We start from the raw sequence: 24969 nt of genomic DNA, 5'->3' as shown, positions 1-24969 counted from the left end.
GATTATCTGCCGCAATACAACTAAATAGGCAAAAATATCTTTTGTATTAATTGTATAAATATTTCTACAAATTTCGTCATATTACATTTTATTTACTATTATATAAAATTTTTCGTTTCAAAATTGTATATCGGCGAATTCTTTGATAGGATTAATCTGTATCTCACAATTTGAAATAGTAGGTAGGTGTAATCATGTTAAAGCAAACCCTCATATTGGCCTCTTCTTCTCCTCGACGAAAAGAGCTCCTTGAAGAACTCCAAATACCATTTGTAATATCCAGTAGTAATGTAGATGAAAGTTTCGATCCTTCTCTTTCTCCTAATGAAATTGTCATGGAATTAGCGAGACGAAAAGTTGAAGCAATTTATGCTGATGAACAGTATCCATATATACTAGGTGCTGATACGATAGTATATCTTAATGGTGCGATATTAGGCAAGCCTGCTTCGCATGGGGAAGCGTTTCGTATGTTAAGAGAACTTTCTGGCAAAACGCATTCTGTCTACACTGGTGTCGCCATTATGGCAAATGGAATATGTTCCACATTTTATGAAAAAACAGACGTGTTATTTTGGGAATTAACAGATGAAGAAATACACGATTATTTAGACACCGGGGAACCATTTGATAAAGCAGGTGCGTATGGAATTCAAGGAGTAGGCAGAACGCTCGTGAAAGAAATTAAAGGAGATTATTTCACCGTAGTCGGTCTTCCGATTTCTCGAACGGTACGCGAATTGAAAGCGAAAGGCTTCAATATGCCTAAATAATTCAAAGGTCCCTTATTCTTTTCTTCCCAAAATCAAATGATAGGGAGGAACTAAGAAAGAATGGATTCACTATTAATAAGAGATTTTCCAAATGATGAACGACCAAGAGAACGTTTTATGAAACAGGGACCAAAAAGTTTAGCAAATCATGAACTGCTTGCTATCTTGATTCAAACAGGTTCCAAAAATGAATCTGTATTAACATTAGCGAACAAACTTTTAGTCCATTTTGATGGACTTCGCTTATTGAAGGATGCAAGTCTTGATGAGTTAAAAGAAATGAAAGGAATTGGAACGGCAAAAGCGATTCAATTGATGGCAGCAATTGAATTAGGGAGACGTGTTTCCAATTTAGAATTTACCGATCGATATTGTATTCGATCACCAGAGGATGCTGCCAAATATATGATGAATGAAATGAGATTTCTAACTCAGGAGCATTTCGTCTGTCTATATTTAAACACTAAGAATCAAGTCATGCATAAGCAAGTCATTTTTATTGGTAGTTTAAATGCTAGTATCGTCCACCCTAGAGAAGTATATAAAGAAGCATTTAGAAGATCTGCAGCTTCTATCATTTGTCTTCACAATCATCCATCAGGCGATCCATCCCCAAGCAGAGAGGATATTGAAGTGACAAAAAGATTAGTGGAATGTGGAAAAATAATTGGTATTGATCTGCTAGATCATATCATAATTGGGGAAAATAAATTTATCAGCTTAAAAGAAAAAGGGTATGTATGATACTGTTCTTTTTTGTAGATATAAGCTATAATATAATTTATGATTTTTTGGCTATTTATGTCTAAACATGACAAAATATAGATAAGTAACATTTAAAGGAAATTACAAAGAGGAGAACATCTACCTACTTTATAATATTGCATTAGTTTCAGAAAGGGAGATACATTTATGTTAGGTTTTGGAACAAGAGATCTTGGAATTGATTTAGGAACAGCAAATACGCTAGTTTATGTAAAAGGTAAAGGAATTGTACTAAGAGAACCGTCAGTTGTTGCACTACAAACCGATACAAAGAGCATTGTAGCGGTTGGTAACGATGCAAAGAATATGATTGGTAGAACACCAGGAAATGTTGTTGCACTACGTCCTATGAAGGATGGTGTAATTGCAGATTATGAAACAACAGCAACGATGATGAAATATTACATTAAACAAGCAACAAAGAATAAGGGCTATTTTTCTGGCAAACCGTATGTAATGGTTTGTGTACCATCAGGCATTACAGCTGTAGAAGAAAGAGCTGTAATTGATGCAACACGTCAAGCTGGTGCAAGAGATGCCTATACGATTGAAGAGCCTTTTGCTGCTGCTATTGGTGCTAATCTTCCAGTGTGGGAGCCAACTGGTAGTATGGTTGTTGATATCGGTGGTGGTACAACAGAGGTAGCTATTATTTCCCTTGGTGGTATTGTTACTAGTCAATCCATTCGCATTGCTGGTGATGAAATGGATGACGCAATCGTTAACTATATTCGTAAAACGTATAATTTGATGATTGGGGAAAGAACTTCTGAAAGCATTAAAGTGGAAATTGGCAGTGCTGGAAACCCAGATCAAATTGAAAACATGGATATTCGCGGAAGAGACTTATTAACAGGTCTTCCAAAAACAATTAAAATTACTGCAGATGAAATTTCGAAAGCGTTAAAAGATACAGTTGCTGCAATTGTTGATGCAGTCAAAGTAACGTTAGAAAAAACGCCTCCAGAATTAGCTGCAGATATTATGGATCGTGGTATAGTTCTAACAGGTGGTGGAGCATTGCTTCGTAATCTTGATAAAGTTATCAGTGAAGAAACAAAAATGCCTGTTGTGATAGCAGAAGATCCATTGGATTGTGTAGCTATCGGAACTGGTAAAGCTTTAGACCATATTCATTTATTCAAAAATAAAGCAAAAGATTCACGATAATTTTAGTAGAGGTGTAGAAGCATGCCACAGTTTTTTATGAATAAACGCTTGATTATATTGCTTGTTAGCATCATTATTCTCGTGGCATTAATAGGGTTTTCATTGAGTAATCGAAACAAATTAACCTGGCCGGAACAATTCGTAAAGGATACTACCGGCTGGGTTCAAACCCTTGTATCTAGACCTGCCCATTATGTGGTGGGTTTTGTTGATAATGTCCAATCCTTGCAAGATACATATAAAGAGAATAAAGAATTAAAGGCAAAGCTAGAGGAAAATGCTCAGCTTAAATATCAGGTTCAAGGTCTCAAAAAAGATGTACAGGCATTACAGGAAACATTGGAAGAAAAAGAGTCATTAAGTGACTACACACTTATGAAAGCAACGGTAATTCGGAGAAATCCTTCTCAATGGACAGAACTAGTTACCATTAATCGGGGAGATAATGACGGCGTAGAGAAAAATATGGCGGTTATAACTTCTGCTGGGTTAATAGGAAAAATAAAGTCAGTAGCACCTAATACTGCGACTGTGCAGCTGCTTAGTTCTGAAGATCCAGCTAATCGAATTTCTGCTTTTATTCAGTCAAAAGATGATGGTAAAAAGAAGAAAGAAAAATCCGAAGTTTTTGGGATTATTGCTGATTATGATAAAGAAACAAAGCAATTAATTATGACTTGGGAAGAAGTTCCTAATGGGTTGAAAGTGAAAAAAGGTCAGCTTGTTACAACCTCAGGTATGGGTGGAGTCTTTCCGAAGGGATTAGCTATTGGTACAGTAGATAAAGTAGAGCCAGATGAAAATGGACTGCAGAAGAAAGTATACATTAAGCCGGCAGCGGACTTCTATGATATTGAGCATGTAATGGTGGTAGACAGGGCAGCGTTATCTCCTAAAGAGGAAGAACAATGAGAAAAGTTTTAATTGGCTGTTTAATTTCCTTTATGTTTATTTTGGAGAGTGTATTTCTTGAGTTGCTCCCTACAGATCCTTTTGGGAAAAACTGGATTTTTGTCCCGTACTTTTTGCTCATTACTATCCTTTTCTTTTCTGTTTATGGAAATAGAAATGTTGGTGTCATATATGGCTTTGTTTTTGGACTACTTTTTGATATTGTTTATACAGAAATTTTAGGTATCTACTTTTTTACTTTTCCTTTTATCATTTATATTTTTAATAAATTGATGAAAATTTTTCATAGTAATATTGTTGTTGTATCTGTGATGAATTTACTCGCTGTTTCGGCACTGGAAATGATTGTGTATCAAATGATAAAAGTGATAAATTTGACAACGATTGATTTTGCGAGTTTCCTACATTTACGACTTCTACCGTCTTTAGGATTAAATCTTATTTTTATCATCATTGTCGCTTATCCTTATAAACGATTATTTGAGAAGTATGCAGCAGAGTTAAAAGAATGATATAGTTAGAATGCATGATAATAAATTTCAGGTTGGACATTAAGTTGTCAACAATCTGAAATTTATTTGATTAGTGACTATTTGTCTTTTGTTCTTTTTGAGAAGAAATATATTTAGCTCGAAAAGGAATTTTAAAAGCGTTTGTCGAATGATATAAAAAGGAATTAGAAATAAAGGTCTAAAGTCTTTAATGTTATATCATAGTGTTGGTGAAAGACACTTATTTAAAAAGTGAACGGAGAAGTAAAACATTATTTTTGCATGTGGAAACAGCATTTATGCAAAGCAGTAAATGCTTTAAGTTAAAGTGCCAACCATCTATCAAATTAAATTGTTGGATCGATTAGGAGACTTGTATCATCTAATAGACAGCATGATACTTGTTTAGAATCGATAGCTCTTCTTTATTTGATAAGGATGTTTGCGCTTTTTTATGCAAAGTGAGATTTATAAGTATAACGATATCCGAGCATTTGCGTCTTATATCTAAGGAACGATAGACTATTAGTATGGTGGATGAAATAGATGTATTATGTCTTTATGTCCAAGCAGGATAAAGAGACGCTTACGCTTTTCTTACAGAGGTGAACAACTTGAAATGAAAAAAAGGCAACTAGTAACAATTAAAGGAACAAAAAATGGGCTGAGTTTGCATCTATATGATAATTGTTCTTACGAGGATCTACTAAAGGAATTACAGTATAAATTGAATGAGAGCTCCAGTCTACATAATGAAAATCGAGACATAAAAGTGACAGTAGAGCTTGGAAATAGATATGTAACAGATGAACAAAAAGAAACCATTATTCATCTCATTCAGGAAAAACAAAATTTAACTGTTCAAGCGATTAATAGTAATTTAGTGACAAAGAAAGAAGCGGAGAACTGGCTAAAACAAAATGAATTGAAATCGATAACCAGTATTGTGCGCTCTGGTCAAGTTTTAGAGGTCCCCGGTGATTTATTATTAATAGGTGATGTGAATCCAGGTGGAAAAGTAATCGCCGGCGGCAACATCTATATTATGGGACAGTTAAAAGGAATAGCTCATGCTGGATATAATGGGAAGGATGACGCGGTCATTGCTGCGTCCGTTATGAAACCGACACAAATTCGAATTAGTCGTTTTATTGAGAGAGAGCTTGGAAATACCTCATCTGAAAAAACAAGAGAAATGGAATGTGCATATGTGAATGACAGTGTCATTAAGATTGATAGATTACAAGTATTACCACATTTAAGACCTAATTTGCTGAAATTGGAAGGAGGATATTAAGATGGGAGAGGCAATTGTTATAACATCAGGAAAAGGTGGAGTTGGAAAAACGACCACTTCTGCAAACATTGGAACAGCACTTGCGTTACAAGGGAAAAAAGTTTGTTTAATAGATACAGATATTGGCTTGCGAAATCTTGATGTCGTGATGGGATTAGAAAATCGTATCATTTATGATTTAGTAGATGTGGTGGAGGAAAGATGTAAAATTCATCAAGCGCTTGTGAAAGATAAACGATTTGATGATCTATTATATTTATTACCTGCTGCGCAAACGAGTGATAAAACGGCTGTACGACCAAATCAAATGAGAGAATTGGTTCTTCGCTTAAAGCAAGATTATGATTATATCATCATTGATTGTCCTGCAGGAATTGAACAGGGATATCAAAATGCAGTGGCTGGAGCGGATAAAGCCATTGTTGTTACGACTCCTGAAATATCTTCTGTTAGAGATGCAGATAGAGTAATTGGGTTATTGGAAAAAGAAGAGCAGATGGAACCTCCTATGCTTGTTATCAATAGAATTAGAAATCATATGGTGAAAAATGGCGATATGTTAGATATTGATGAAGTAACTAGCCATCTATCCATTGATTTATTGGGAATTGTAGCAGATGATGATGCGGTTATAAGAGCTTCTAACAACGGGGAGCCGATTGCTTTAAACCCCAATAGTAAATCTGCGATTGCTTACCGAAATATTGCAAGAAGAATTTTAGGCGAAACGGTTCCTTTGCAGCAGTTAGAAGAAGAATCAAAAGGCGTGTTTGCAAAAATTAAGACATTCTTTGGTGCTAGATAAATACAACGATTGTAAATTTATAAACTTGTATAAATAAGTCGGTTGCGAAACTGTTTTAAAATATGAACGAAACTTCTATCTGCTGATAGGAGATAATCGTAATAGCTGGCCCTGTAAAGAGTAAATTGATTCATGCGTAATCAATTTATTTCTTTACAGTTTTTTTATATCTCTACCATTCTTTTATTAGTGGCATAACTTATAGCTCCCTAACATAAATATAGGGTAAAGAGGACAAGTATGTTAGGGGAGAGGAGTATATGGGGTCAAGAAATGATGAGGTTAGAAAAAAAATCGAGAGAAGAAGAAAAGAACGGGCGAGAATAGAAAAAAATATTGATAACCGAGTGCTTTGGTCTGATGAAGAGGACAACTTCGATTATACGTTTTCATCAAAAGAGGAAAATTACCCTCCTAAAATTCACCCTTTATTTCGAAAAGATTTATTTATGTTGAAAATTTTAGGAGCAGCTATTCTTTTTCTTGCTGTTGCCATCATAGTAGACCATCCATCCACAAAAATAGCAAAAGTCGAAAATGCGATTAGACAAGCAATGTCGACAGAATTTAATTTTATGGTTGTTACAGATTGGTATGAAGAGAAATTCGGTAAACCATTAGCTTTTTTACCGGAACAAAAAGGAAAAGAACAAGATACAGAACAATTGCAACAATATGCTTTATCTGCTTCTGGTAAGGTATTAGAAGAATTTCAGAAAAACGGGCAAAGAATTGCGATAGAAACCGGAGTAGATACAACGGTACAATCCTTTAATGAAGGACAAATTACCTTTATTGGCGAGAAAGAAGGCTTTGGAAAAACTGTCGTTATTAAGCATAGTGATCAGAGTGAATCATGGTATGGCAACTTAGAAGAAGTGGATGTAAAGTTATATGAAAATATTAAAAAAGGAACAAAAGTTGGAAACGCTTCAAGATATGAAGGAGATGAAACATTAGGTTTATTCTTTTTTGCGATTAAGCAAAATGATGATTTTATCGATCCTTTACAGGTGATTGAAATTGAATAGGTTTCTTAGCGTTTTTAAGTACCTTCATATTCATCCACTATTATGGGTTGTCATTGCTATCGGGGTAATGACTGCCCATTTTTATGAATTATGCTTATTGTTTATGATTATTTTTATTCATGAATTAGGTCATGCGTTTGCTGCCGCATTTTTTTCGTGGAGAATAAAGAAAATATCTTTATTACCATTTGGCGGAGTGGCGGAAATGGATGAACACGGAAATCGTCCTTTGCGAGAAGAGGCAATCGTTATAATATCTGGACCTATACAGCATATTTGGCTGGTTGGATTAGGGTTTCTTTTATGGCAGTGGGGGATTTTCACAGAATCCTTGTATCATACCTTTATTCAATATAATTTCATGATCCTTTTCTTTAATTTGCTACCAATTTGGCCATTGGACGGTGGCAAATTGATGTTTCTTTTATTTTCCTTGAAAAATTCCTTTCCCAAATCTCATAAATATACGCTTTATTTTTCCATTGTTGGAACCTTAATCTTTCTGTTAATGGTTCTTATTATGATGCCGAAGAATGTAAATGCATGGATTATTATTAGTTTTTTAGTTTTTTCTATTTATTTTGAATGGAAACAAAGAAGGTTTCTGTTTATGCGATTTTTACTGGAACGATATTATGGGAAATCGACTGAATTAAGAAAGTTACTTCCTCTAGAAGTCCAAGAAGACGATTCCTTATTGGATGTGTTAGAGCGATTTCATCGAGGATGCAAACATCCGATTATTGTAAGGTCCAAGCGGAAAGAAAACACGATTTTGGATGAGAATGAGCTATTACATGTTTATTTTAAAGAAAAGAACGTAACGGCAAAAATAAAAGAAATACTATGCGTCTTATAAGATATACATAGTTAAAACGGTGATTACTGATGAGATCTCTTTAGTTAGAGTTTACTTGAAATTTGTCCAATAAATAGGTCCTTAAGTTTACTAAAACATTTCATCTAAGCTACAATAAAAGGATAACCAGAAAAAGAGGATGTATGATGTTGAATCAAGTAATCATTAATATAAAAACAAGAGAAAATAGATTTGCTTATCTAAAAGATGGGAAAGTAGAAAAAATATATGTCCAGCAGCCGCAATATAAAACAACTGTTGGAAATATTTATTTAGGACAAGTGACAAAGGTGATCCCAGGAATGAACGCTGCATTTGTAGAAATTGGGGAAGGCAAAGGAGCCTATTTGCCGAGAGAGAAAATGGCTTCATTTGTGCGGAGTGATGGAACTTTAGAGGAGAAAAAAAAGAAAAGTGTCTCCTCTTATATAAAACAAGGAGAACGAGTATTAGTTCAAGTAATAAAAGATGCTGCTGGGCCAAAAGGTGCTAAAATAACGGGGATAATTGAGATTAACGGAGAGCATTTAGTGTATATGCCTTATGGGCGATATGTAGCGGTATCCAAAAAAATTCATTCTCATACTGCGCAAAAAGAGTTAAGAAGCATAGGGAGTCGTATAAAAACAGACAAAGAAGGCTTAATCTTTCGCACATCTGCAGCTAATTGTTCGGAAGAAACAGTAAAGGAAGAGCTCGAAGCATTACGGCAGGAATATAAGAGATTGGAACAAAAAGCTAGCCAAAAGAAAATAATGCTTGTCTATGAAAATGATGAATTTACTAAACAGTTGAATGTTCTCTTTAAACAAATGAAAGAGGGAGAAGTCATTGTGGATAGTCTTGAAGAGCAGAAAAAATGGCAAGCGATGTACCCCCATTTAACTGTTTCGTTTCATCAAGGAAATGAAAATTTATTTTCTTATTACCATGTCGAAAGGGAAATAGATAAAGCTTTGAAAAGAGTTGTTTGGCTAACAAATGGCAGCTATTTGATAGTCGATCAGGCTGAGGCGGCGACTATTATTGACGTAAATACAGGTAAATATGAAGGGAAACATCAGTTAGAGCAAACGGTCTTTCAAACAAATATACTTGCTGCAAAGGAAGCTGCAAGGCAAATTAAATTAAGAGACCTTTCTGGCATTATATTAATTGATTTTATTGATATGAAGAGCGAGGAAGAAAAGAAAGTGCTGGATATCCTGGAGAAGGAATTGCAATCAGATAATAGACAATCGAAAGTAATTGGATTTACTACACTAGGAATATTGCAGCTCACCCGAAAGAAAACGATGAAATCCTTATCCGAAACACTGCAAAGTAAGTGTGTGATTTGCGAAGGCACAGGCTTAGTGAATAGCGCAAGTAGTATGGCCTTTCAATTAGAAAGAGAGTTATGGGAATATCGCCATATGGATATCGAACTTGTGGAAGTTATCGTATCACAAGATGTCCATACTCTATTTACGGGAGTAGGAAATAAACATAAAAAACGATTAGAGGAAGTATTAGGCTTTATGATTAAAATGGAAATAGCTGAATTTCCAAAGCCGGATTATTTTATTCGAATGGTTAAATGATTCACCATAAAGCTAATAATAGATAATATGATTGACAGTATCTTTTAAACATGTTAGTATTTTAATGTTGTTTGTAGCACCCGTGCTCTACAACCGCACATAGCAGGTAATTAAGCTTTTGCTTCGCAAAACGCCTGTCATTGGCGAGTCTTAGTCTATTAAGGAGGTGCAGTTTAATGTACGCAATTATTGAAACAGGCGGAAAACAAATCAAAGTTGAAGAAGGTCAAGCTATCTACATCGAGAAATTAAACGGTGAAGCTGGTGACACTGTTACTTTTGATAAAGTTCTTTTCGTTGGCGGAGAAAATGTAAAAGTAGGAAGTCCAGTTGTTGAAGGAGCTACTGTTACAGCTAAAGTTGAAAAACAAGGCCGTCAAAAGAAAATCATCGTTTTCAAATATAAAGCGAAGAAAAATTATCATAAAAAGCAAGGTCATCGTCAACCTTACACTAAAGTCGTTATCGAAAAGATCAACGCATAAGGTTGAATTTGTATGATCGAAATTACGATTAACAAATCGAATGATGGTCTCATTCATTCCTTTACGATAAGTGGTCATGCTCTTTTTGCGAATAGTGGGGATGATATCGTGTGTGCAGGAGTATCAGCTGTTTCTTTTGGAAGCATTAATGCCGTTATTTCTCTTACTGGTATTACACCCATTATAAAGCAAGGAAAGGATGGAGGTTTTATTTCTTGTACGATTCCTGGAAATATTCCGGCAGAGACAAGAGATAAAATTCAACTTCTATTAGAGGGAATGATTGTTTCTTTAGAAACAATTGAACGAGACTATGGAAAATACGTAACTATCACTTATAATTAAATAGGAGGTGGAACGAAATGTTAAGATTAGATCTTCAGTTTTTTGCATCTAAAAAAGGGGTAGGTTCTACTAAAAACGGACGTGACTCCATTTCTAAACGTTTAGGAGCTAAACGTGCAGATGGTCAATTAGTAACTGGTGGAAGCATTCTTTACCGTCAACGCGGTACAAAAATCTATCCAGGAGTAAACGTTGGTCGTGGTGGCGATGATACACTATTCGCAAAAGTTGACGGAATCGTTAAATTTGAGCGTCTTGGTCGTGATCGCAAACAAGTTAGCGTATACCCAGTAGCACAAGAAGCATAAGATAATGATCAGATAGGCTGGCTCGTATAGGGTCAGCCTATCTGTTTGTTAAGGGATAGATTTTTTTGATTAAGAATATATGTTGTGATCAGATAGGTGAAGGATGATTTCAACACTTAGACAAAAAGCAGGAGGGGCTTTTTGTCTAAGTGTTGAAAAATAGAGAGAAATCAATTGCTTTTTTGTATGCAATCAAGAAGGTTGCCTCTTATGTATATAGTTTGTTGTTACCACAGTCTTCATATACTTCGCTTTCAACATTTCTTTATCGAATCAACCCAAAATAACTTGGTGCATAAATTGGATAGAACTTTTAGAAAACGGGTATTTTTTAATTCATATTTCCAGTAGCGAAAACCTAAAGTTCAAGTGGATATAATTGAATGGCTAACATGATGGAGTTATCGTTTTTGTTCATAGATGGTTCATTTTTTGTTATACTTACTTCAAGCAGTCTTCTGAGACTTAATAACCTTTGTAGGAGTACAAGAATGAATAAAGACTGGAATACGATAGAGTTTTTAAGACATGTTCGTCATGATTGGCTAAATAAAATTCAATTGATAAAAGGGAATTTGGATTTAAATAAACCGGATCGAGTGAAAGAAATTATTAATGATATTATTACAGAGACAAAACAAGAAGCTAAGTTATCAAATCTAGATATTCCACAATTTGCTACAAAATTATTAATCGCAAACTGGGAAAATTATTATTTTCGATTGGAATATGAAGTGTTGGCCGAAGAAAAATGTCAAGGGACAGAAGATGAAATACTTGCCAAATGGACAACCTTATTTTTCCAGACGTTAAATCAATATAGCAAACCCTTTGCAGATAATCATTTATACATCTCCATTCATTCCATGGTAGAAGGATTTCGTTTGTATGTTGATTTTAACGGAGAGCTGTTAGATAGTGAATCTATGTTTCAATTTCTTCATCAACCTTTTTCTCATTTGAAATTGGAAAATATTGAAATGAGAAAAGAAGAACTCCTATTTGAAGTTTGGATGGATAGAGAGCAAACAGGTAAATAATAAGAAGGACTTGTTTGCAATAGCATAAAAGAAAATTGTGATTTTTAGAAAAAATAGCTGCAAATGTTTGTAGGAATAAAATAATTAGTCCTTCTAGTGAGGAGAGCAACCCTCCTTTCATAAGGATTAGTCCTTGTTCACTATTAGACAAGTAAGCTGCTTATGTTTTTCTTAATAGGAGGAAATAAATTTATGTTTGTGGATCAGGTTAAGATTTATGTGAAGGGCGGAGATGGCGGAAATGGTATGGTAGCCTTTCGCCGAGAAAAGTTTGTTCCAAAAGGTGGCCCAGCTGGTGGCGATGGTGGAAAAGGTGCAGATGTAATATTCCAAGTAGAAGAAGGTCTGCGTACTTTAATGGATTTCCGATATCAACGTCATTTCAAAGCACCTCGCGGAGAGCATGGAATGTCAAAAAATCAGCATGGTCGCAATGCCAAAGATATGATTGTCAAGGTTCCGCCTGGTACAATCGTTGCAGATGCGAATACAAAAGAAGTTATTGCGGATTTAACTGAACATGGCCAACAAGCAGTAATTGCACGTGGCGGTCGTGGAGGAAGAGGAAATTCTCGTTTTGCAAGTCCATCTAACCCTGCCCCAGAATTATCGGAAAATGGGGAACCAGGTCAGGAAAGAGATGTTACTCTGGAGTTAAAGGTATTAGCAGATGTTGGTTTAGTTGGATTCCCGAGTGTTGGTAAATCTACATTGCTGTCTGTTGTATCTGCTGCCAAACCAAAAATAGCTGACTATCATTTTACAACAATCGCTCCTAATTTAGGAATGGTGGAAACAGAAGATAATAGAAGTTTTGTTATGGCGGATTTGCCGGGGTTAATTGAAGGAGCTCATTCGGGTATCGGATTAGGTCATCAGTTTCTTCGTCACATTGAACGTACAAGAGTTATTGTCCATGTGATTGATATGGCTGCTATTGAAGGCAGAGACCCATATGAGGACTATGTTACGATTAATAACGAGCTTCAGGAATACAATATGCGCTTATTAGAAAGACCACAAATTATTGTTGCTAATAAAATGGACATGCCAGATGCAGAAGAAAACCTTAAAGTATTTAAAGAAAAATTAGAGGAAGACTATCCAATTTTTCCAGTGTCCGCTTTAACTAGATCAGGTCTGCGTGAACTTCTTTTTGCAATTGCGGATAAATTAGAGAATACTCCTGAGTTCCCATTAGAGGAAGTAGAAGAGGAAGCAGGTATTCACCGCGTTGTTTATAAACATGAAGTAGATGAGCGTCAATTCTATATTACAAGAGATCCTGATGGTAGCTTTGTTCTTTCAGGTGAAGGTATTGAAAAGCTATTTAAGATGACAGATTTCTCTCGTGATGAGTCTGTTCGCAGATTCTCTCGTCAAATGCGCGGCATGGGCATCGATGAAGCATTACGTCAGCGTGGCGCTAAAGATGGAGATACTGTAAAGTTAATGGAATATGAATTTGAATTCATTGACTAAGAAAACATGGTTTAAAAAAGATGAAAGATCTTCCCTCTCGTAAAAATAAATAATACGAGAGGGCAGTTTCTCATACGGAATAGAATGACTAAATCGAAATGTCTAGTTCTTATAAACCAGAGTTATTTCTATCATACATATTAAGTATCCGTTATACCTTATAGGGGTGAGCAGATGAAACAAAGTAAAATAGATCATAAATTTTTTATTGTAAGAGAAGATGTACTGTCAGAGGCAATGCGCAAAACCCTAGATGCTAAAGAGCTCTTAGAAAGAGGAAAAGCAGAATCTGTCCATGAGGCAGTAAAAAAGGTAGACCTAAGCCGAAGTGCGTTTTATAAATATCGTGATACAATCTTTCCTTTCCACACAATAGTGAAAGAAAGATTGATTACGTTATTCTTTTATATTGAAGACCGATCGGGTACCTTGTCTAAATTGCTAAGTGTTGTTGCTTCTGCTGGATGCAATGTACTGACAATCCATCAAACGATTCCGCTGCAAGGAAGAGCCAATGTAACACTGTCGTTAAATACCGCAGAAATGGAAATATCCATTGATATGTTGTTAGAGCGATTGCGTATGCTTGAATTTGTGGAGAAAGTGGACGTTTTGAGTACGGGCGCATAAAAAGTCATTTATTTATAAGGAGACCCTGTTGTTTATTAGGAAGATGACTTTTTCAGTCAATCTTCTTTTTATAAAGATTAAATTCAGAATAAATAATTTTTTTTTTGGAGGAGAAAGAAGTGAAAGTAGGCTACTTAGGTCCAAAAGCAACATTTACAAATATGGCGGTAAATCAGCAATTTCCTGGGGTGGAATCCATTCCTTTTCTAACCATTCCCAATTGCCTCGATGCTGTGATGGAAGATAAAGTGGATGTTGCTTTAGTTCCGGTTGAGAACACATTAGAAGGATCGGTCAACATTACATTAGATTATTTAATACATGAAGTATTTTTACCTATTCATGGGGAAGTGACGGTTCCGATAAAACAACATATAATGGTTCATCCATTCCGGGAAGACACATGGAGAGAAATTGAAGTAGTCTATAGTCATTCCCATGCAATTGCTCAATGCCATAAGTTTCTACATACAGAATTAAACGGGATTGCTTGTGAGTATATGACGTCAACAGCAGCAGCAGCACAGTTTGTTAAAGAAAATCCGCATATCAACGGGGCTGCTATTGGCAATTTGCTAACAGCTGAAGAATATGGTCTGAAGATTGTAAAACATAATATTCATGATTCAATGAATAATCATACTCGTTTTCTCATTTTATCGAAAAATCCTGTACATTATTCAGCAACAACAAGTCAACTGGTTGGTCATAAAACAAGTCTTATGGTCACTTTGCCTGCCGATCGTTCTGGTGCTCTCCATCAAGTATTGTCTGCCTTTGCATGGAGAAAACTAAACTTAGTGAAAATTGAATCAAGGCCAACAAAAACTGGATTAGGGAATTATTTCTTTCTTATTGACTTAGATAGAAAAATGGATGATGTATTAATACCAGGTGCTATTGCAGAATTAGAGGCAATAGGCTGTGAAGTAAAGATACTGGGGAGTTATCCTTATTACATGACGGAATAGATAGAACCACTATACGAAGAATGACAAAAAATCACTAATGACGATTAAAGTCTTAGTGATTTTTTGTCATTTACGTTAAGCTTCTTCTTCCATTAAAAAATCTGCTTTTCGTAAAGCTTCTTCTGCCTCTAGTAATGTATCAAGGGATGGTGCGGTAATGGTATGCAGATGAATACCTGCCGTTAATTCAGATAAATAAGCAGCATTTGTATGCTTAATTTTCTTCATAAATTGTTTCACTTCTTTTCGATTAGAGACGAGGATGGAAGCCGTCAAATCGCCGTATACTGGATGTTCAATTGTGACATCCTTAACAGTTACTCCATTATCAACAAGGATATTTAACTCTTCCTCCGTTTTTTCTGGTGGATGATTACACGCAATAATTCTTTCGTAGAGCATCGGTTTTGATTCTTGTAAATATAAATAGCCTTGACTAGTTGCCAAAATTGGTTCATTTTTCGCCTTTAGCAGTGTAATATCTCCAACAATTATTTGTCTACTAACATTTGTCAATTTTGAAAGTTCACTGCCGGTATAAGGTCGATTTTTCTCTTTTAGTAAAGTAAGAATATAAGCCCTTCTTTCTTCACCAAGCATTTTTTTTGATTCAGTCATCCAATCTCTCCTTTTGTTGCAGTTACTCTGATTAGAAAGCTTCCTTTTCTTTATCTGCTTTTTCTGTTATCTCCGGTAAAGGTAACAACACAAATTTATTTGGCATTTACTTTAAAAATAGTGGCAGTTAGCCTGTTTCACTTGAAAGGGAGAACTCAGTATTTATTTTTCTTTCTTTCTATTTTACCAAAAGAATATCTAAATGAATAAACCAATTTATTTTTATAAATTAATGGCGAAAAGAAGGACAAAGATCTGGGCAATCTTTGTACGACCAGAACACATATTTTGAAAAAAAACGCATAGATTTTTGAATAGAATGATAACCATTTTGCAGTGTGAACATAGACTATATGGACATATGCATAGGAGGGAATCTATAGTGAAGATCCATATTGTTCAGAAAGGGGATACTCTTTGGGAAATTGCCAAAAAATATGGGGTGAATTTCGAAGAGTTAAAGTCGTTAAATTCCCAATTGACTAATACTGATATGATTATGCCTGGCATGAAAATTAAAGTCCCTACTTTAGGAGGGAGTATAAAGAAAGAAGCTCCTCAAATGGGATCAAAAAAAGAAATGCCGATTACGATGGAACCAATTGTGAAAGAAGCACCGAAAAAAGAAATGCCAGTAAAAGAAACACCAAAAAAAGAAGCGCCAAAAAAGGAAATGCCCAAAAAAGAGATACCAAAAGAGAAACCATTTACACCAAAAATGCCTGCTCCAATCATTCCCGAAATTGATATAACGAATTATTATTCCATGAATATGACTAATGTTGATGTGGATATTGATGTGGAAATGAAAGAAAAACCGGCACCGGTAAAACCGACACCAGTAAAACCGGCACCAGTAAAACCAGCACCAGTAAAACCAGCACCAGTAAAACCGGCACCAGCCAAACCAGCACCAGTAAAACCAATGCCAGCCAAACCAGCACCAACAAAGCCTGAACCAACACAACTTGCACCTGTTTTGCCAAATCAAGAACCAGTTCAAAAAGATGTATGTCCACCCATTGTCCCTTATCAGCCTTATTGTTATGAAGTATCGCCAATGATGCCAGGTAGCGGTTTTCCTCCAGGGGTTTGCCCTCCTGAAGGAGTTCCGGTTGAACAAGTTGCATCCCAAGTTTATCCAACATTTCCTGGAGTAGAATTTACAGAAAAACACCATTGGGAAGAGTCTTCCTCGTCCTATTCTGCTTTTATAAATCAGGCGCCTTCCCATGTTAATCAGATACCACAGGAAAATAGTCAAAAACCATGGGCTCAGTTTAGTCAGATGCCTATAGAGAATGAACCTACTTCCCATGTAGCTGGTGCAGCTCAAAAACCAAATGTTGCGCATAAACCAAATGCACCTACGCACACAGCGGTTCATCCGACTATTACTCTTCCTGTTAAAGAGGATTGTGGTTGTGGTCCATCATTCCCTACAGCAAGCAATTTTCAAGTAGATGGAATGATGCAAGGAGCCACTTCTGGAAAAGGAGGAATGCCACAAGGATTCGACCCACAAATGGGAGGACATCCAATGGGTGGAGGATTCGACCCAGGAATGGGAGGAATGCCACAAGGATTTGGCCCAGAAATGGGAGGATATCTAATGGGTGGAGGATTTAATCCAGGAATAGGAGGAATGCCACAAGGATTCGACCCACAAATGGGAGGACATCCAATGGGTGGAGGATTCGACCCAGGAATGGGAGGAATGCCACAAGGATTTGGCCCAGAAATGGGAGGACATCCAATGGGTGGAGGATTTAATCCAGGAATGGGAGGAATGCCACAAGGATTTGGCCCAGAAATGGGAGGACATCCAATGGGTGGAGGATTTAATCCAGGAATGGGAGGAATGCCACAAGGGTTTGGTCCAGAAATGGGAGGACATCCAATGGGTGGAGGATTTAATCCAGGAATGGGAGGAATGCCACAAGGATTTGGTCCAGAAATGGGAGGACATCCAATGGGTGGAGGTTTTAATCCAGGAATGGGAGGAATGCCGCAAGGGTTTGGCCCAGAAATGGGAGGACACCCAATGGGTGGAGGATTTAATCCAGGAATGGATATGAGAGGAGTGCCACAAGGATTTGGCTTAGAATTAGGAGGCTATCCGATGGCGGGAGGATTCACTTCAGGAATGGAAATGGGAGGACATCCGATAGGATATCAACCATCTATAAATCAATCTCCGTATCCTCAAGATGCTGTTGGAAATACGCCAATCTCATATACAACGGAAAATTATGGTGCAGATCAAGAAGCGCCATCATATGAAGGTAGTAGTATGGCGCAGCCAGTTTCTACAGACGTGACATCACCTGTATATGGACCGGGAGGGAATGCTCCAGTATTCACACCGCCTTATAATCCTACTATTGGGCAGCCGCCATTTATGAATCCATATGGCATGAATCAAGGTACTCCATTTGGAATGCCAAGATACCAAGAGGATGAAAGCAGTGATCTATGATTTTTATCATAGAGGGGACGATACTTTTTTTTATCGTCTCCTTTCTTTATTAGAAAAAAAAATACCAATCCAAATTATCGAATTAAACAGGATTAGAAATGATGTATATCTAATAAAAACGAAGCAATATTGGATAATTTTAAAAGGGTACAATAGTTATCAAAAACTCAAGGTTCAAGTTGCTTTTACAAGAGCACTTAAACAAGAAGGTTTTACACAGACATATCAATTTTATGATTTCGATGATGAGCCAATCATTATCGATAATAAAGTGTATGGGCTGATTGAATATCTTCCCCCTCATAGAGATACTTTTTCCTATCATAGTAAGCGGAATAGAAGGGAAGCACTTCAATTATTGGAACATTATTATTCGGTTACAGAGCGACTGGTAGAAATATATAAGTATATCTTGCCAACTTTTCATTTAATAAAGAAATTTGAACAAAGGCTAGAAGAATTTCGAGGGAATTTACTAATTATTGAGCAATATATAAAAAAAGACATAGCGGAGGAAATAATGGAATGGGCTGATTATTCATTTGGTTTAATAAAAAAACAAATGGACTACTTGGACACAACCCCAAACGTAATCATACATGGGGATGTTGCTCATCATAATTTCTTACGAGTTAAGAATAATGAATTATACTTAATTGATTTTGATTTAATAAGTATTGGTCCACGAATTGCTGACTATTTACAATTTGCTAATCGCATTCTCCCTGATATAGGATGGTCTTTACAAGATTTACAAAAAATGCAAGTATATGCCGATCTTTTTAAAGATAAATGGTTTTTAACAGCTTTAATATATCCGACAGATATTTTGAGGGAATGGAATAGAATAATCAGAAATAAAGATGTAAATAATGACTTCTTGTTAGATCAAGTACAATTACTAACAACTAATCAATATAAAAGGAGGAAGAAGTTTTATCAAAAACTTCAACAACTCGTAGGAACATAAGACATGAAAAAGACTGGCTAGACTTTACAGTATGTTTCTTTCCAAACAGTAGAAGATAAAAGAGAGCAAGGATATTGCTCGAGATTTACATGAAGGGGAGAATTCTACTATGCGTAAAGTTAAACTAGTTGCTCCAGTTCTGTTGACACTGTCTTTTGGATTGACAGGTTGTGGTGTAAATGAGGATGAGACTGCTGATCGAAATCGCCTTAATAATACTAGGCCGATTGGATACTATTCAAATGAACAGCATGAAGGAAACAATGGCGTCGGCAATACAGATAACGATGGACCAATTACAGAAATGATGGACCATACTTTTGGGGATGAAGGCAATAGAAATGGATCGAATGTTCGAAATGTAAACAATAGAAACGGAACAAACGTTAGAAATATAAATAATCGCAACAATGATCATGATAACGTAAATACAAATGATCGGGATGAAAGAGTATCCTATGACACGGAATTAGCTGAAAAAATATCCGATCGGGTTACTAAAATGGATAATGTTAAAAATGCACGGACGCTTGTTTATAGAGAGAACGTTTTAGTTGCATTGGAAGTTGAAAACACAAAGAATATAGCCAAAACAAAAGCGCAGGTAAAAGACAAACTAAATGATTTACTAAATGGAAGAGATATTTCAGTCGTCACAGATAGAGGAGTATTTAACAGTATAGAAGATATAAATCGTTCGATTCGAAATGGTCAGCCGCGACAAACGATTAACAATAATATTGAAAATATTTTTCAGGATTTAAATCCTGCAAGAGATAACAGATAAAATAAAAACTAACTTTGAGTGGAATAAACCACTTGGAGTTAGTTTTTATACATTTGTTCTTTATTAGGAACATATTAAAAAAAGTAGACAAGATTCACCCAAATTATAAAAGAAGAAAAGAATGAATACTAACAGAAAAAAGAAAGAAGGAAAAGAAGGTGTTCTATATAATGAATTAGTTGTTGTAATTATAAAAGAAAAGATGTATACTTTATAATGAAAAAAACATTCGTTATAAAGAACTATCACAGAATTAGTTAAAAGCCGAAAATGGCGGAGGGATATATGGTGAGAGTGCTAATCGTAGGTGGACAAGAGAATAAAATTAGATATGCTCTAATGCAAGAACTTTCAAACAAGCAAATTTATCATATAGTAGCTGATCAAGCAAATGATAATAGTATCCTTACCTCTCTAGTTCAGCATCAAGTACACACTTTCTTAAACACGATGGAATTAGCAGGTTTAATGGCAAAGTATCAAATCGATTGTGTAATTGACTTATCGAATGAGCCAATTATATCAAACAAAATGAAAGACTCCTTTGAACAGTCAGAGAAGAATATTGGCCGTACGATTGAAGTACTGGAAGCATGTGTGGAAGCTAAAGTAGAAAAAATTATCTTTCCATCTACCATAGCAGTTTATGGGGACTTGGAAGGAGTGATCACAGAGGATATGACTTTACAACCAGTACTATTTGAAGGATTATCGAAGAAGATAGTGGAAAAATACATACAAAATTATCATACATTATATGGTCTTTCTTATACGATTTTAAGATTTCCTATTCTTTATGGAGAATATTCCTTCCATAATCAGAATGACAATATAGTGGAAACAACAATCAAAAATGTGCTAGAAAATCGCCCGTCTAATTGTTTTAAAGATGGAGAACATAAGAAGCATTTCCTATATATTAGTGATGCTGTTAGAGCCTTTGTTTCTAGTTTAAATAAAGGCGGGAATGAAATTTTTAATATTTGTCCAATGGAAAAATATTCGATGAAAGAAGTTGTCTCTATTATTCAGTCGTCGATAAAAGAGGATTCTCTCCCTCACGAGGGTTTGAAAGAAGGAGAGAAAAGTAGAATTTCAATAAAGAAGGCACAAGTCCATCTAGGATGGCAGGCACAAGTGCCGTTTTTAAAGGGGATTCGTTTAGCGATAGATAATATAAAAATAGGCACCAAAAAAGAAAAATGAACCATTGAATAGGATTCTTCAATAGGAAAAGAATATGCAAACTGGAGTGAGGTACTACAATACGTTATGAGAGAATTCTCCGGAATAAGATTGCTATAAATTAGGAATGAAATTATTTTTTATGGTGAGAATAATAGAGAGTAAGGTTGTTTTAAAACCAAGCTTTAGATTGACAGTACCCTATTTCCTTGGAAATAAAGCTACTGTTGTGAGTAATGTGAAGAGGTGGTTATAATGAAAACCAGATTCCTTTTATTTTCAACTGTTCTTCTTGTCAGTATTCTTACTGTCTTTTTATCTAATGGACAAGTATATGGAAAGACTGGAAGCGGTGTCTCTCAAAATGAGAATCCTAAAAAGTTGGAAGTCGTATTGCAAAGGATTTATTTAGACGGAGAAATGAGTGAAGAAACAATAGAAGAGACAGTATGGTCGATGGAAGATTTCTGGTCAAAGTATGATAAATGGCAGCTGGTAGATATGACAAGCAGGGAGCTTGTTTTTAAACAAGAAGTTGATGATATATCACCATTGTTGAAAACAAATGGTTATTTTGGTATTAATGAAGAAGGGATATTAACCATTTATAATGGAAAACCTGCTGAAGAGAACATTATTCAGTCCTTTTTCCAGATTGATCTGAAGAAACTGGAATCGAAACAACATGAAGATTTACAAAAAGGGATTCCGATTAAATCAAGAGATCGCTATGTTAAAGTACTAGAAACCTTTAAAAACTTAACAACAATTGAAACTACTAATTAAGGATTTGGCAGTGAACAGAGGAAGCACAATGAAATGTGTCGAATCTGCTCACTTTTTTTGTTTTTTTGTAAGAATATTATGAAAAACATCTATAATAGCAGTTCTACAAAATAGTATGATAAAATAAGGGCTAGGATTTATCCCACACTCAAGGGGCACGGAGCCCTATTTATGGAAGTTTTCTTTATAAGGGAGAGAAATTAATTTGTACGAATATATAAAAGGGAATGTAGAATTTGTTGGACCAGAATACATCGTAGTGGAGAATAATGAGATTGGTTATCAGATTAAAACACCTAATCCATTTTCGTTTTCTGCTTTTTCAGGTAGTAAGATTACTGTATATACATACCATTATGTTAGAGAAGATAATATTAGCTTATACGGTTTTCGTTCGCAAGATGAAAAAGCTTTATTTACAAAGCTCCTTAACGTTTCAGGAATTGGTCCTAAGGGAGCATTGGCTATACTTGCATCTGGAGAACCGAGCCAAGTAATATCCGCCATTGAAGCGGAAGATGAAGCATTCCTTGTGAAGTTCCCTGGTGTTGGCAAGAAAACAGCAAGACAAATGATTTTGGATTTGAAAGGAAAATTAGCAGAGTTTATGCCAGATTTCTCTCCGGATCTATTTACAGTAGATAAGCATGTAGCGAAAGCAGAAAGTGATTCAGCAATGGATGAAGCGATGCTTGCTTTAACTGCACTTGGATATTCGGAGAAAGAAGTCAAAAAAATTATCCCACATTTAAAGAAGGAACAGTTAACAACAGATGGTTATATCAAACTGGCATTAAAGCTTCTTTTAAAAAGATAAGTGTGGTTCAACGAATTAATTTTGGATAAACGACTATCTAGAAGAAAGGAGTGAATGCTATGGATGATCGAATTATTTCAAGTGAAGCAGATAATCAAGATTTATCATTTGAAAAAAGTCTTCGACCCATTCAATTACAGGAATATATTGGGCAAGATAAAGTAAAAGAAAATTTAAAAGTGTTTATTGAAGCGGCTAAATATAGAGAAGAAGCTCTCGATCACGTATTGTTATATGGCCCACCTGGATTAGGGAAAACCACACTTGCTACGATTATTGCTAATGAAATGGGAGTTAATATTCGAACAACTGCTGGTCCAGCAATCGAAAGACCAGGTGATTTAGCAGCAATTTTAACTGCCTTAGAACCAGGTGATGTGTTGTTTATTGATGAAATACATCGCTTGCCGCGAGCTATTGAAGAAGTCTTATATCCTGCAATGGAAGATTACTGTTTAGACATTGTAATAGGCAAAGGTCCTAGCGCTCGGTCAGTCCGGCTAGATTTACCTCCATTCACGCTTGTGGGTGCGACAACCAGAGCTGGTTCCGTTTCTGCACCGTTAAGAGATCGTTTTGGGGTTCTATCTAGATTGGAATATTATGAGGTAGATCAACTCAAAGATATTGTTTCCCGAACAGCAGATGTACTTCAAATTGGAATAGAGGACCTTGCCGCATGGGAAATTGCTAGACGTTCAAGAGGAACACCTCGAATTGCGAATCGCCTTTTACGAAGAGTGCGGGATTTTGCACAAGTAAAGGGTGATGGAATGATAACGAAAGAATTGGCAGATCATTCCCTTGAACTTTTGCAAGTAGACCGTTTAGGGTTAGATCATATTGACCATAAATTATTACTAGGAATGATTTATAAATTTAAAGGTGGACCTGTAGGATTAGAAACCATTGCTGCTACAATTGGAGAAGAAGCACATACGATTGAAGATGTCTATGAACCATATTTGCTGCAGATTGGTTTCTTGCAGCGAACTCCTAGAGGAAGAAGTGTCACCCATCTTGTTTATGAACATTTAAATATAAAATTGGATTGAGGGAAACATCTAAATAATAAAAAAGAATATGCGAAATGAAGGACGAAAACAATGAATGACATTCCTAAGTATATAATGACTATTGGTGTGATTGTATTTCTTATTGGATTAGTAATGCAGTTAGTCCCGATTGGAAAACTTCCAGGTGACATTTTGATAAAAAAAGAGCATTCAACTTTTTATTTTCCGATTACAACTTGTATTGTGATTAGTATTATTTTATCTTTAGTTTTTTATTTTATCGGGAAATTTCGCTAAAAAATGATTGTATAAAAGAGAATAGGTGGATAGACATGAAAGTAGATTTATTTGATTTTCATTTACCAGAAGAATTAATTGCGCAAACTCCATTAGAGGATCGTACAAGCAGCAGACTCATGATCGTTAATAAAGAAACTGGCGATTTAGAACATCGCAAATTTAAAGATATATACGAGTATATTAATCCTGGAGATTGTTTAGTATTAAATGATACAAGGGTATTGCCAGCAAGATTACATGGCGAGAAAGAAGATACTGGAGCACATATTGAAGTATTATTGCTGAAGCAGCAAAAAGATGACATGTGGGAAACACTTGTTAAGCCGGCCAAAAGAGTTAAAGAAGGTACCGTAATTTCCTTTGGAGATGGAACACTAAAAGCGGTTTGTGTAAAAGAGTTGGAACACGGTGGTCGTATTCTTGATTTTCAATATGAGGGCATTTTTTATGAAATCTTGGATCAACTCGGCGAGATGCCGCTGCCTCCTTATATTAAAGAAAAACTAGACGATCAGGATCGTTATCAAACTGTTTACGCGAAGGAAAGGGGATCTGCAGCAGCTCCAACAGCAGGGCTCCATTTTACGACAGAATTGTTAGATGCGCTGAAAAAGAAAGGTGTACATATTGCCTTTATTACTCTGCATGTCGGTCTAGGCACTTTCCGGCCTGTAAACGTCGAAGATGTAGATAAGCATGAAATGCATGCTGAGTTTTATCAGCTTAACAAGGAAACAGCTGCTTTATTAAATAAAGTAAGAGGTCAGGGCGGACGAATAATTTCTGTAGGAACAACCTCAACTAGAACACTTGAAACAATTGCTGCTGCGAATAATGGTGAATTTGTAGAAAGCAGTGGCTGGACAAGTATCTTTATTTACCCTGGATATGAATTTAAAGGAATTGATGGCATGATTACGAATTTCCATTTGCCTAAATCGACGTTAATTATGCTAGTAAGTGCACTGGCAGGAAGAGAGAATGTACTTCATGCTTATGAAACAGCAGTCAAAGAAAGATATCGTTTCTTTAGTTTTGGCGATGCAATGTTTATACAATAGTAA

Annotated in this window: 27 protein-coding genes and 1 other annotated feature; of the genes, 26 read left to right on the top strand and 1 reads right to left on the bottom strand. The window is 35.7% G+C overall.

Annotated features, from left to right (window positions below; all coding sequences use genetic code 11):
• Positions 1-194 precede the first annotated feature (194 nt).
• From NiCM35_RS08245 to pheA, 17 genes are all read left to right on the top strand, one after another.
• Positions 195-773: a Maf family protein gene (locus tag NiCM35_RS08245; RefSeq protein WP_095331585.1), complete on the top strand. Its 579-nt coding sequence runs from the start codon at positions 195-197 to the stop codon at positions 771-773.
• Between the two features lie 60 nt (positions 774-833).
• Complete coding sequence (gene radC / locus NiCM35_RS08240) at positions 834-1517, top strand: RadC family protein (RefSeq protein ID WP_095331587.1); 684 nt, start codon at positions 834-836, stop codon at positions 1515-1517.
• A gap of 168 nt (positions 1518-1685) precedes the next feature.
• Positions 1686-2708 carry a rod shape-determining protein gene (locus NiCM35_RS08235; protein WP_047943598.1) on the top strand — a complete coding sequence of 341 codons (1023 nt, stop codon included), beginning with the start codon at positions 1686-1688 and terminating at the stop codon, positions 2706-2708.
• Between the two features lie 21 nt (positions 2709-2729).
• Positions 2730-3620 (top strand): rod shape-determining protein MreC, encoded by an 891-nt coding sequence (gene mreC / locus NiCM35_RS08230; protein ID WP_095331589.1) that lies wholly within the window; start codon positions 2730-2732, stop codon positions 3618-3620.
• Positions 3617-4132, top strand: a complete 516-nt coding sequence (mreD, locus tag NiCM35_RS08225) for a rod shape-determining protein MreD (protein WP_095331591.1) — start codon at positions 3617-3619, stop codon at positions 4130-4132. Before mreC ends, mreD begins: the two co-directional genes overlap by 4 nt.
• 598 nt (positions 4133-4730) lie before the next feature.
• The gene (gene minC, locus NiCM35_RS08220; RefSeq protein WP_123258043.1) at positions 4731-5408 is read left to right on the top strand and encodes a septum site-determining protein MinC; all 678 of its coding nucleotides are present in this window, start codon (positions 4731-4733) and stop codon (positions 5406-5408) included.
• A 1-nt stretch (position 5409) separates the two neighbouring features.
• Complete coding sequence (gene minD, locus NiCM35_RS08215; RefSeq protein ID WP_095331595.1) at positions 5410-6213, top strand: septum site-determining protein MinD; 804 nt, start codon at positions 5410-5412, stop codon at positions 6211-6213.
• A 260-nt stretch (positions 6214-6473) separates the two neighbouring features.
• Positions 6474-7244: a M23 family metallopeptidase gene (locus NiCM35_RS08210; protein ID WP_095331597.1), complete on the top strand. Its 771-nt coding sequence runs from the start codon at positions 6474-6476 to the stop codon at positions 7242-7244.
• Complete coding sequence (locus tag NiCM35_RS08205; RefSeq protein ID WP_095331599.1) at positions 7237-8103, top strand: M50 family metallopeptidase; 867 nt, start codon at positions 7237-7239, stop codon at positions 8101-8103. Before NiCM35_RS08210 ends, NiCM35_RS08205 begins: the two co-directional genes overlap by 8 nt.
• Before the next feature lie 143 nt (positions 8104-8246).
• Complete coding sequence (locus NiCM35_RS08200) at positions 8247-9686, top strand: Rne/Rng family ribonuclease (RefSeq protein WP_433779176.1); 1440 nt, start codon at positions 8247-8249, stop codon at positions 9684-9686.
• Positions 9687-9767: 81 nt separating this feature from the next.
• Positions 9768-9847, top strand: a sequence feature (ribosomal protein L21 leader region).
• A gap of 15 nt (positions 9848-9862) precedes the next feature.
• A complete protein-coding gene (rplU, locus tag NiCM35_RS08195; RefSeq protein ID WP_016201698.1) occupies positions 9863-10171 on the top strand; it encodes a 50S ribosomal protein L21 in 309 nt (102 codons plus the stop codon).
• A gap of 12 nt (positions 10172-10183) precedes the next feature.
• Positions 10184-10516 carry a ribosomal-processing cysteine protease Prp gene (locus NiCM35_RS08190; protein ID WP_123258042.1) on the top strand — a complete coding sequence of 111 codons (333 nt, stop codon included), beginning with the start codon at positions 10184-10186 and terminating at the stop codon, positions 10514-10516.
• 17 nt (positions 10517-10533) lie between these two features.
• On the top strand, positions 10534-10824 hold the full coding sequence (rpmA, locus tag NiCM35_RS08185) for a 50S ribosomal protein L27 (RefSeq protein ID WP_016201696.1): 291 nt from the start codon (positions 10534-10536) through the stop codon (positions 10822-10824).
• A 491-nt stretch (positions 10825-11315) separates the two neighbouring features.
• Positions 11316-11864 carry a Spo0B C-terminal domain-containing protein gene (locus tag NiCM35_RS08180; protein ID WP_095331603.1) on the top strand — a complete coding sequence of 183 codons (549 nt, stop codon included), beginning with the start codon at positions 11316-11318 and terminating at the stop codon, positions 11862-11864.
• Between the two features lie 192 nt (positions 11865-12056).
• Positions 12057-13346 (top strand): GTPase ObgE, encoded by a 1290-nt coding sequence (gene obgE, locus NiCM35_RS08175; RefSeq protein WP_047943608.1) that lies wholly within the window; start codon positions 12057-12059, stop codon positions 13344-13346.
• Between the two features lie 174 nt (positions 13347-13520).
• Positions 13521-13976, top strand: coding sequence for an ACT domain-containing protein (locus NiCM35_RS08170; protein ID WP_047943609.1), 456 nt, complete (start codon positions 13521-13523; stop codon positions 13974-13976).
• Between the two features lie 119 nt (positions 13977-14095).
• Positions 14096-14947, top strand: a complete 852-nt coding sequence (gene pheA / locus NiCM35_RS08165; RefSeq protein ID WP_095331605.1) for a prephenate dehydratase — start codon at positions 14096-14098, stop codon at positions 14945-14947.
• Positions 14948-15022: 75 nt separating this feature from the next.
• On the opposite strand, the gene NiCM35_RS08160 is transcribed toward pheA, so the two are convergent.
• Positions 15023-15565, bottom strand: a complete 543-nt coding sequence (locus NiCM35_RS08160; protein ID WP_047943611.1) for a transcription repressor NadR — start codon at positions 15563-15565, stop codon at positions 15023-15025.
• Between the two features lie 382 nt (positions 15566-15947).
• On the opposite strand from NiCM35_RS08160, the gene safA reads away from it, so the two are divergent.
• The 9 genes from safA (at position 15948) to queA (ending at position 24966) form a co-directional block, all read left to right on the top strand.
• Positions 15948-18044 carry a SafA/ExsA family spore coat assembly protein gene (safA, locus tag NiCM35_RS08155; protein WP_433779171.1) on the top strand — a complete coding sequence of 699 codons (2097 nt, stop codon included), beginning with the start codon at positions 15948-15950 and terminating at the stop codon, positions 18042-18044.
• Entirely contained in the window at positions 18034-19014 is a 981-nt protein-coding gene (locus NiCM35_RS08150; RefSeq protein WP_164463669.1) for a phosphotransferase, read from the top strand. Before safA ends, NiCM35_RS08150 begins: the two co-directional genes overlap by 11 nt.
• Before the next feature lie 109 nt (positions 19015-19123).
• Positions 19124-19801, top strand: coding sequence for a YhcN/YlaJ family sporulation lipoprotein (locus NiCM35_RS08145; RefSeq protein ID WP_095331621.1), 678 nt, complete (start codon positions 19124-19126; stop codon positions 19799-19801).
• Between the two features lie 285 nt (positions 19802-20086).
• The gene (locus NiCM35_RS08140) at positions 20087-21007 is read left to right on the top strand and encodes an NAD-dependent epimerase/dehydratase family protein (protein WP_164464125.1); all 921 of its coding nucleotides are present in this window, start codon (positions 20087-20089) and stop codon (positions 21005-21007) included.
• A 234-nt stretch (positions 21008-21241) separates the two neighbouring features.
• Positions 21242-21772, top strand: a complete 531-nt coding sequence (locus NiCM35_RS08135) for an intercompartmental signaling factor BofC (protein WP_095331625.1) — start codon at positions 21242-21244, stop codon at positions 21770-21772.
• 205 nt (positions 21773-21977) lie between these two features.
• Positions 21978-22589, top strand: coding sequence for a Holliday junction branch migration protein RuvA (gene ruvA / locus NiCM35_RS08130; protein WP_095331627.1), 612 nt, complete (start codon positions 21978-21980; stop codon positions 22587-22589).
• Positions 22590-22648: 59 nt separating this feature from the next.
• Complete coding sequence (ruvB, locus tag NiCM35_RS08125; protein ID WP_095331629.1) at positions 22649-23644, top strand: Holliday junction branch migration DNA helicase RuvB; 996 nt, start codon at positions 22649-22651, stop codon at positions 23642-23644.
• Positions 23645-23695: 51 nt separating this feature from the next.
• Positions 23696-23902: a DUF2905 domain-containing protein gene (locus tag NiCM35_RS08120; RefSeq protein ID WP_095331631.1), complete on the top strand. Its 207-nt coding sequence runs from the start codon at positions 23696-23698 to the stop codon at positions 23900-23902.
• Between the two features lie 35 nt (positions 23903-23937).
• The gene (queA, locus tag NiCM35_RS08115; RefSeq protein ID WP_095331633.1) at positions 23938-24966 is read left to right on the top strand and encodes a tRNA preQ1(34) S-adenosylmethionine ribosyltransferase-isomerase QueA; all 1029 of its coding nucleotides are present in this window, start codon (positions 23938-23940) and stop codon (positions 24964-24966) included.
• Positions 24967-24969: the final 3 nt, after the last annotated feature.

Origin of the sequence: Niallia sp. M35 (assembly GCF_050971705.1) — a bacterium.
Classification (GTDB): Bacteria; Bacillota; Bacilli; order Bacillales; family Cytobacillaceae; genus Niallia; species Niallia circulans_A.
The sequence above is the reverse complement of the archived record's forward strand: the minus strand, read 5'-3'. Positions and strand labels throughout refer to the sequence as shown.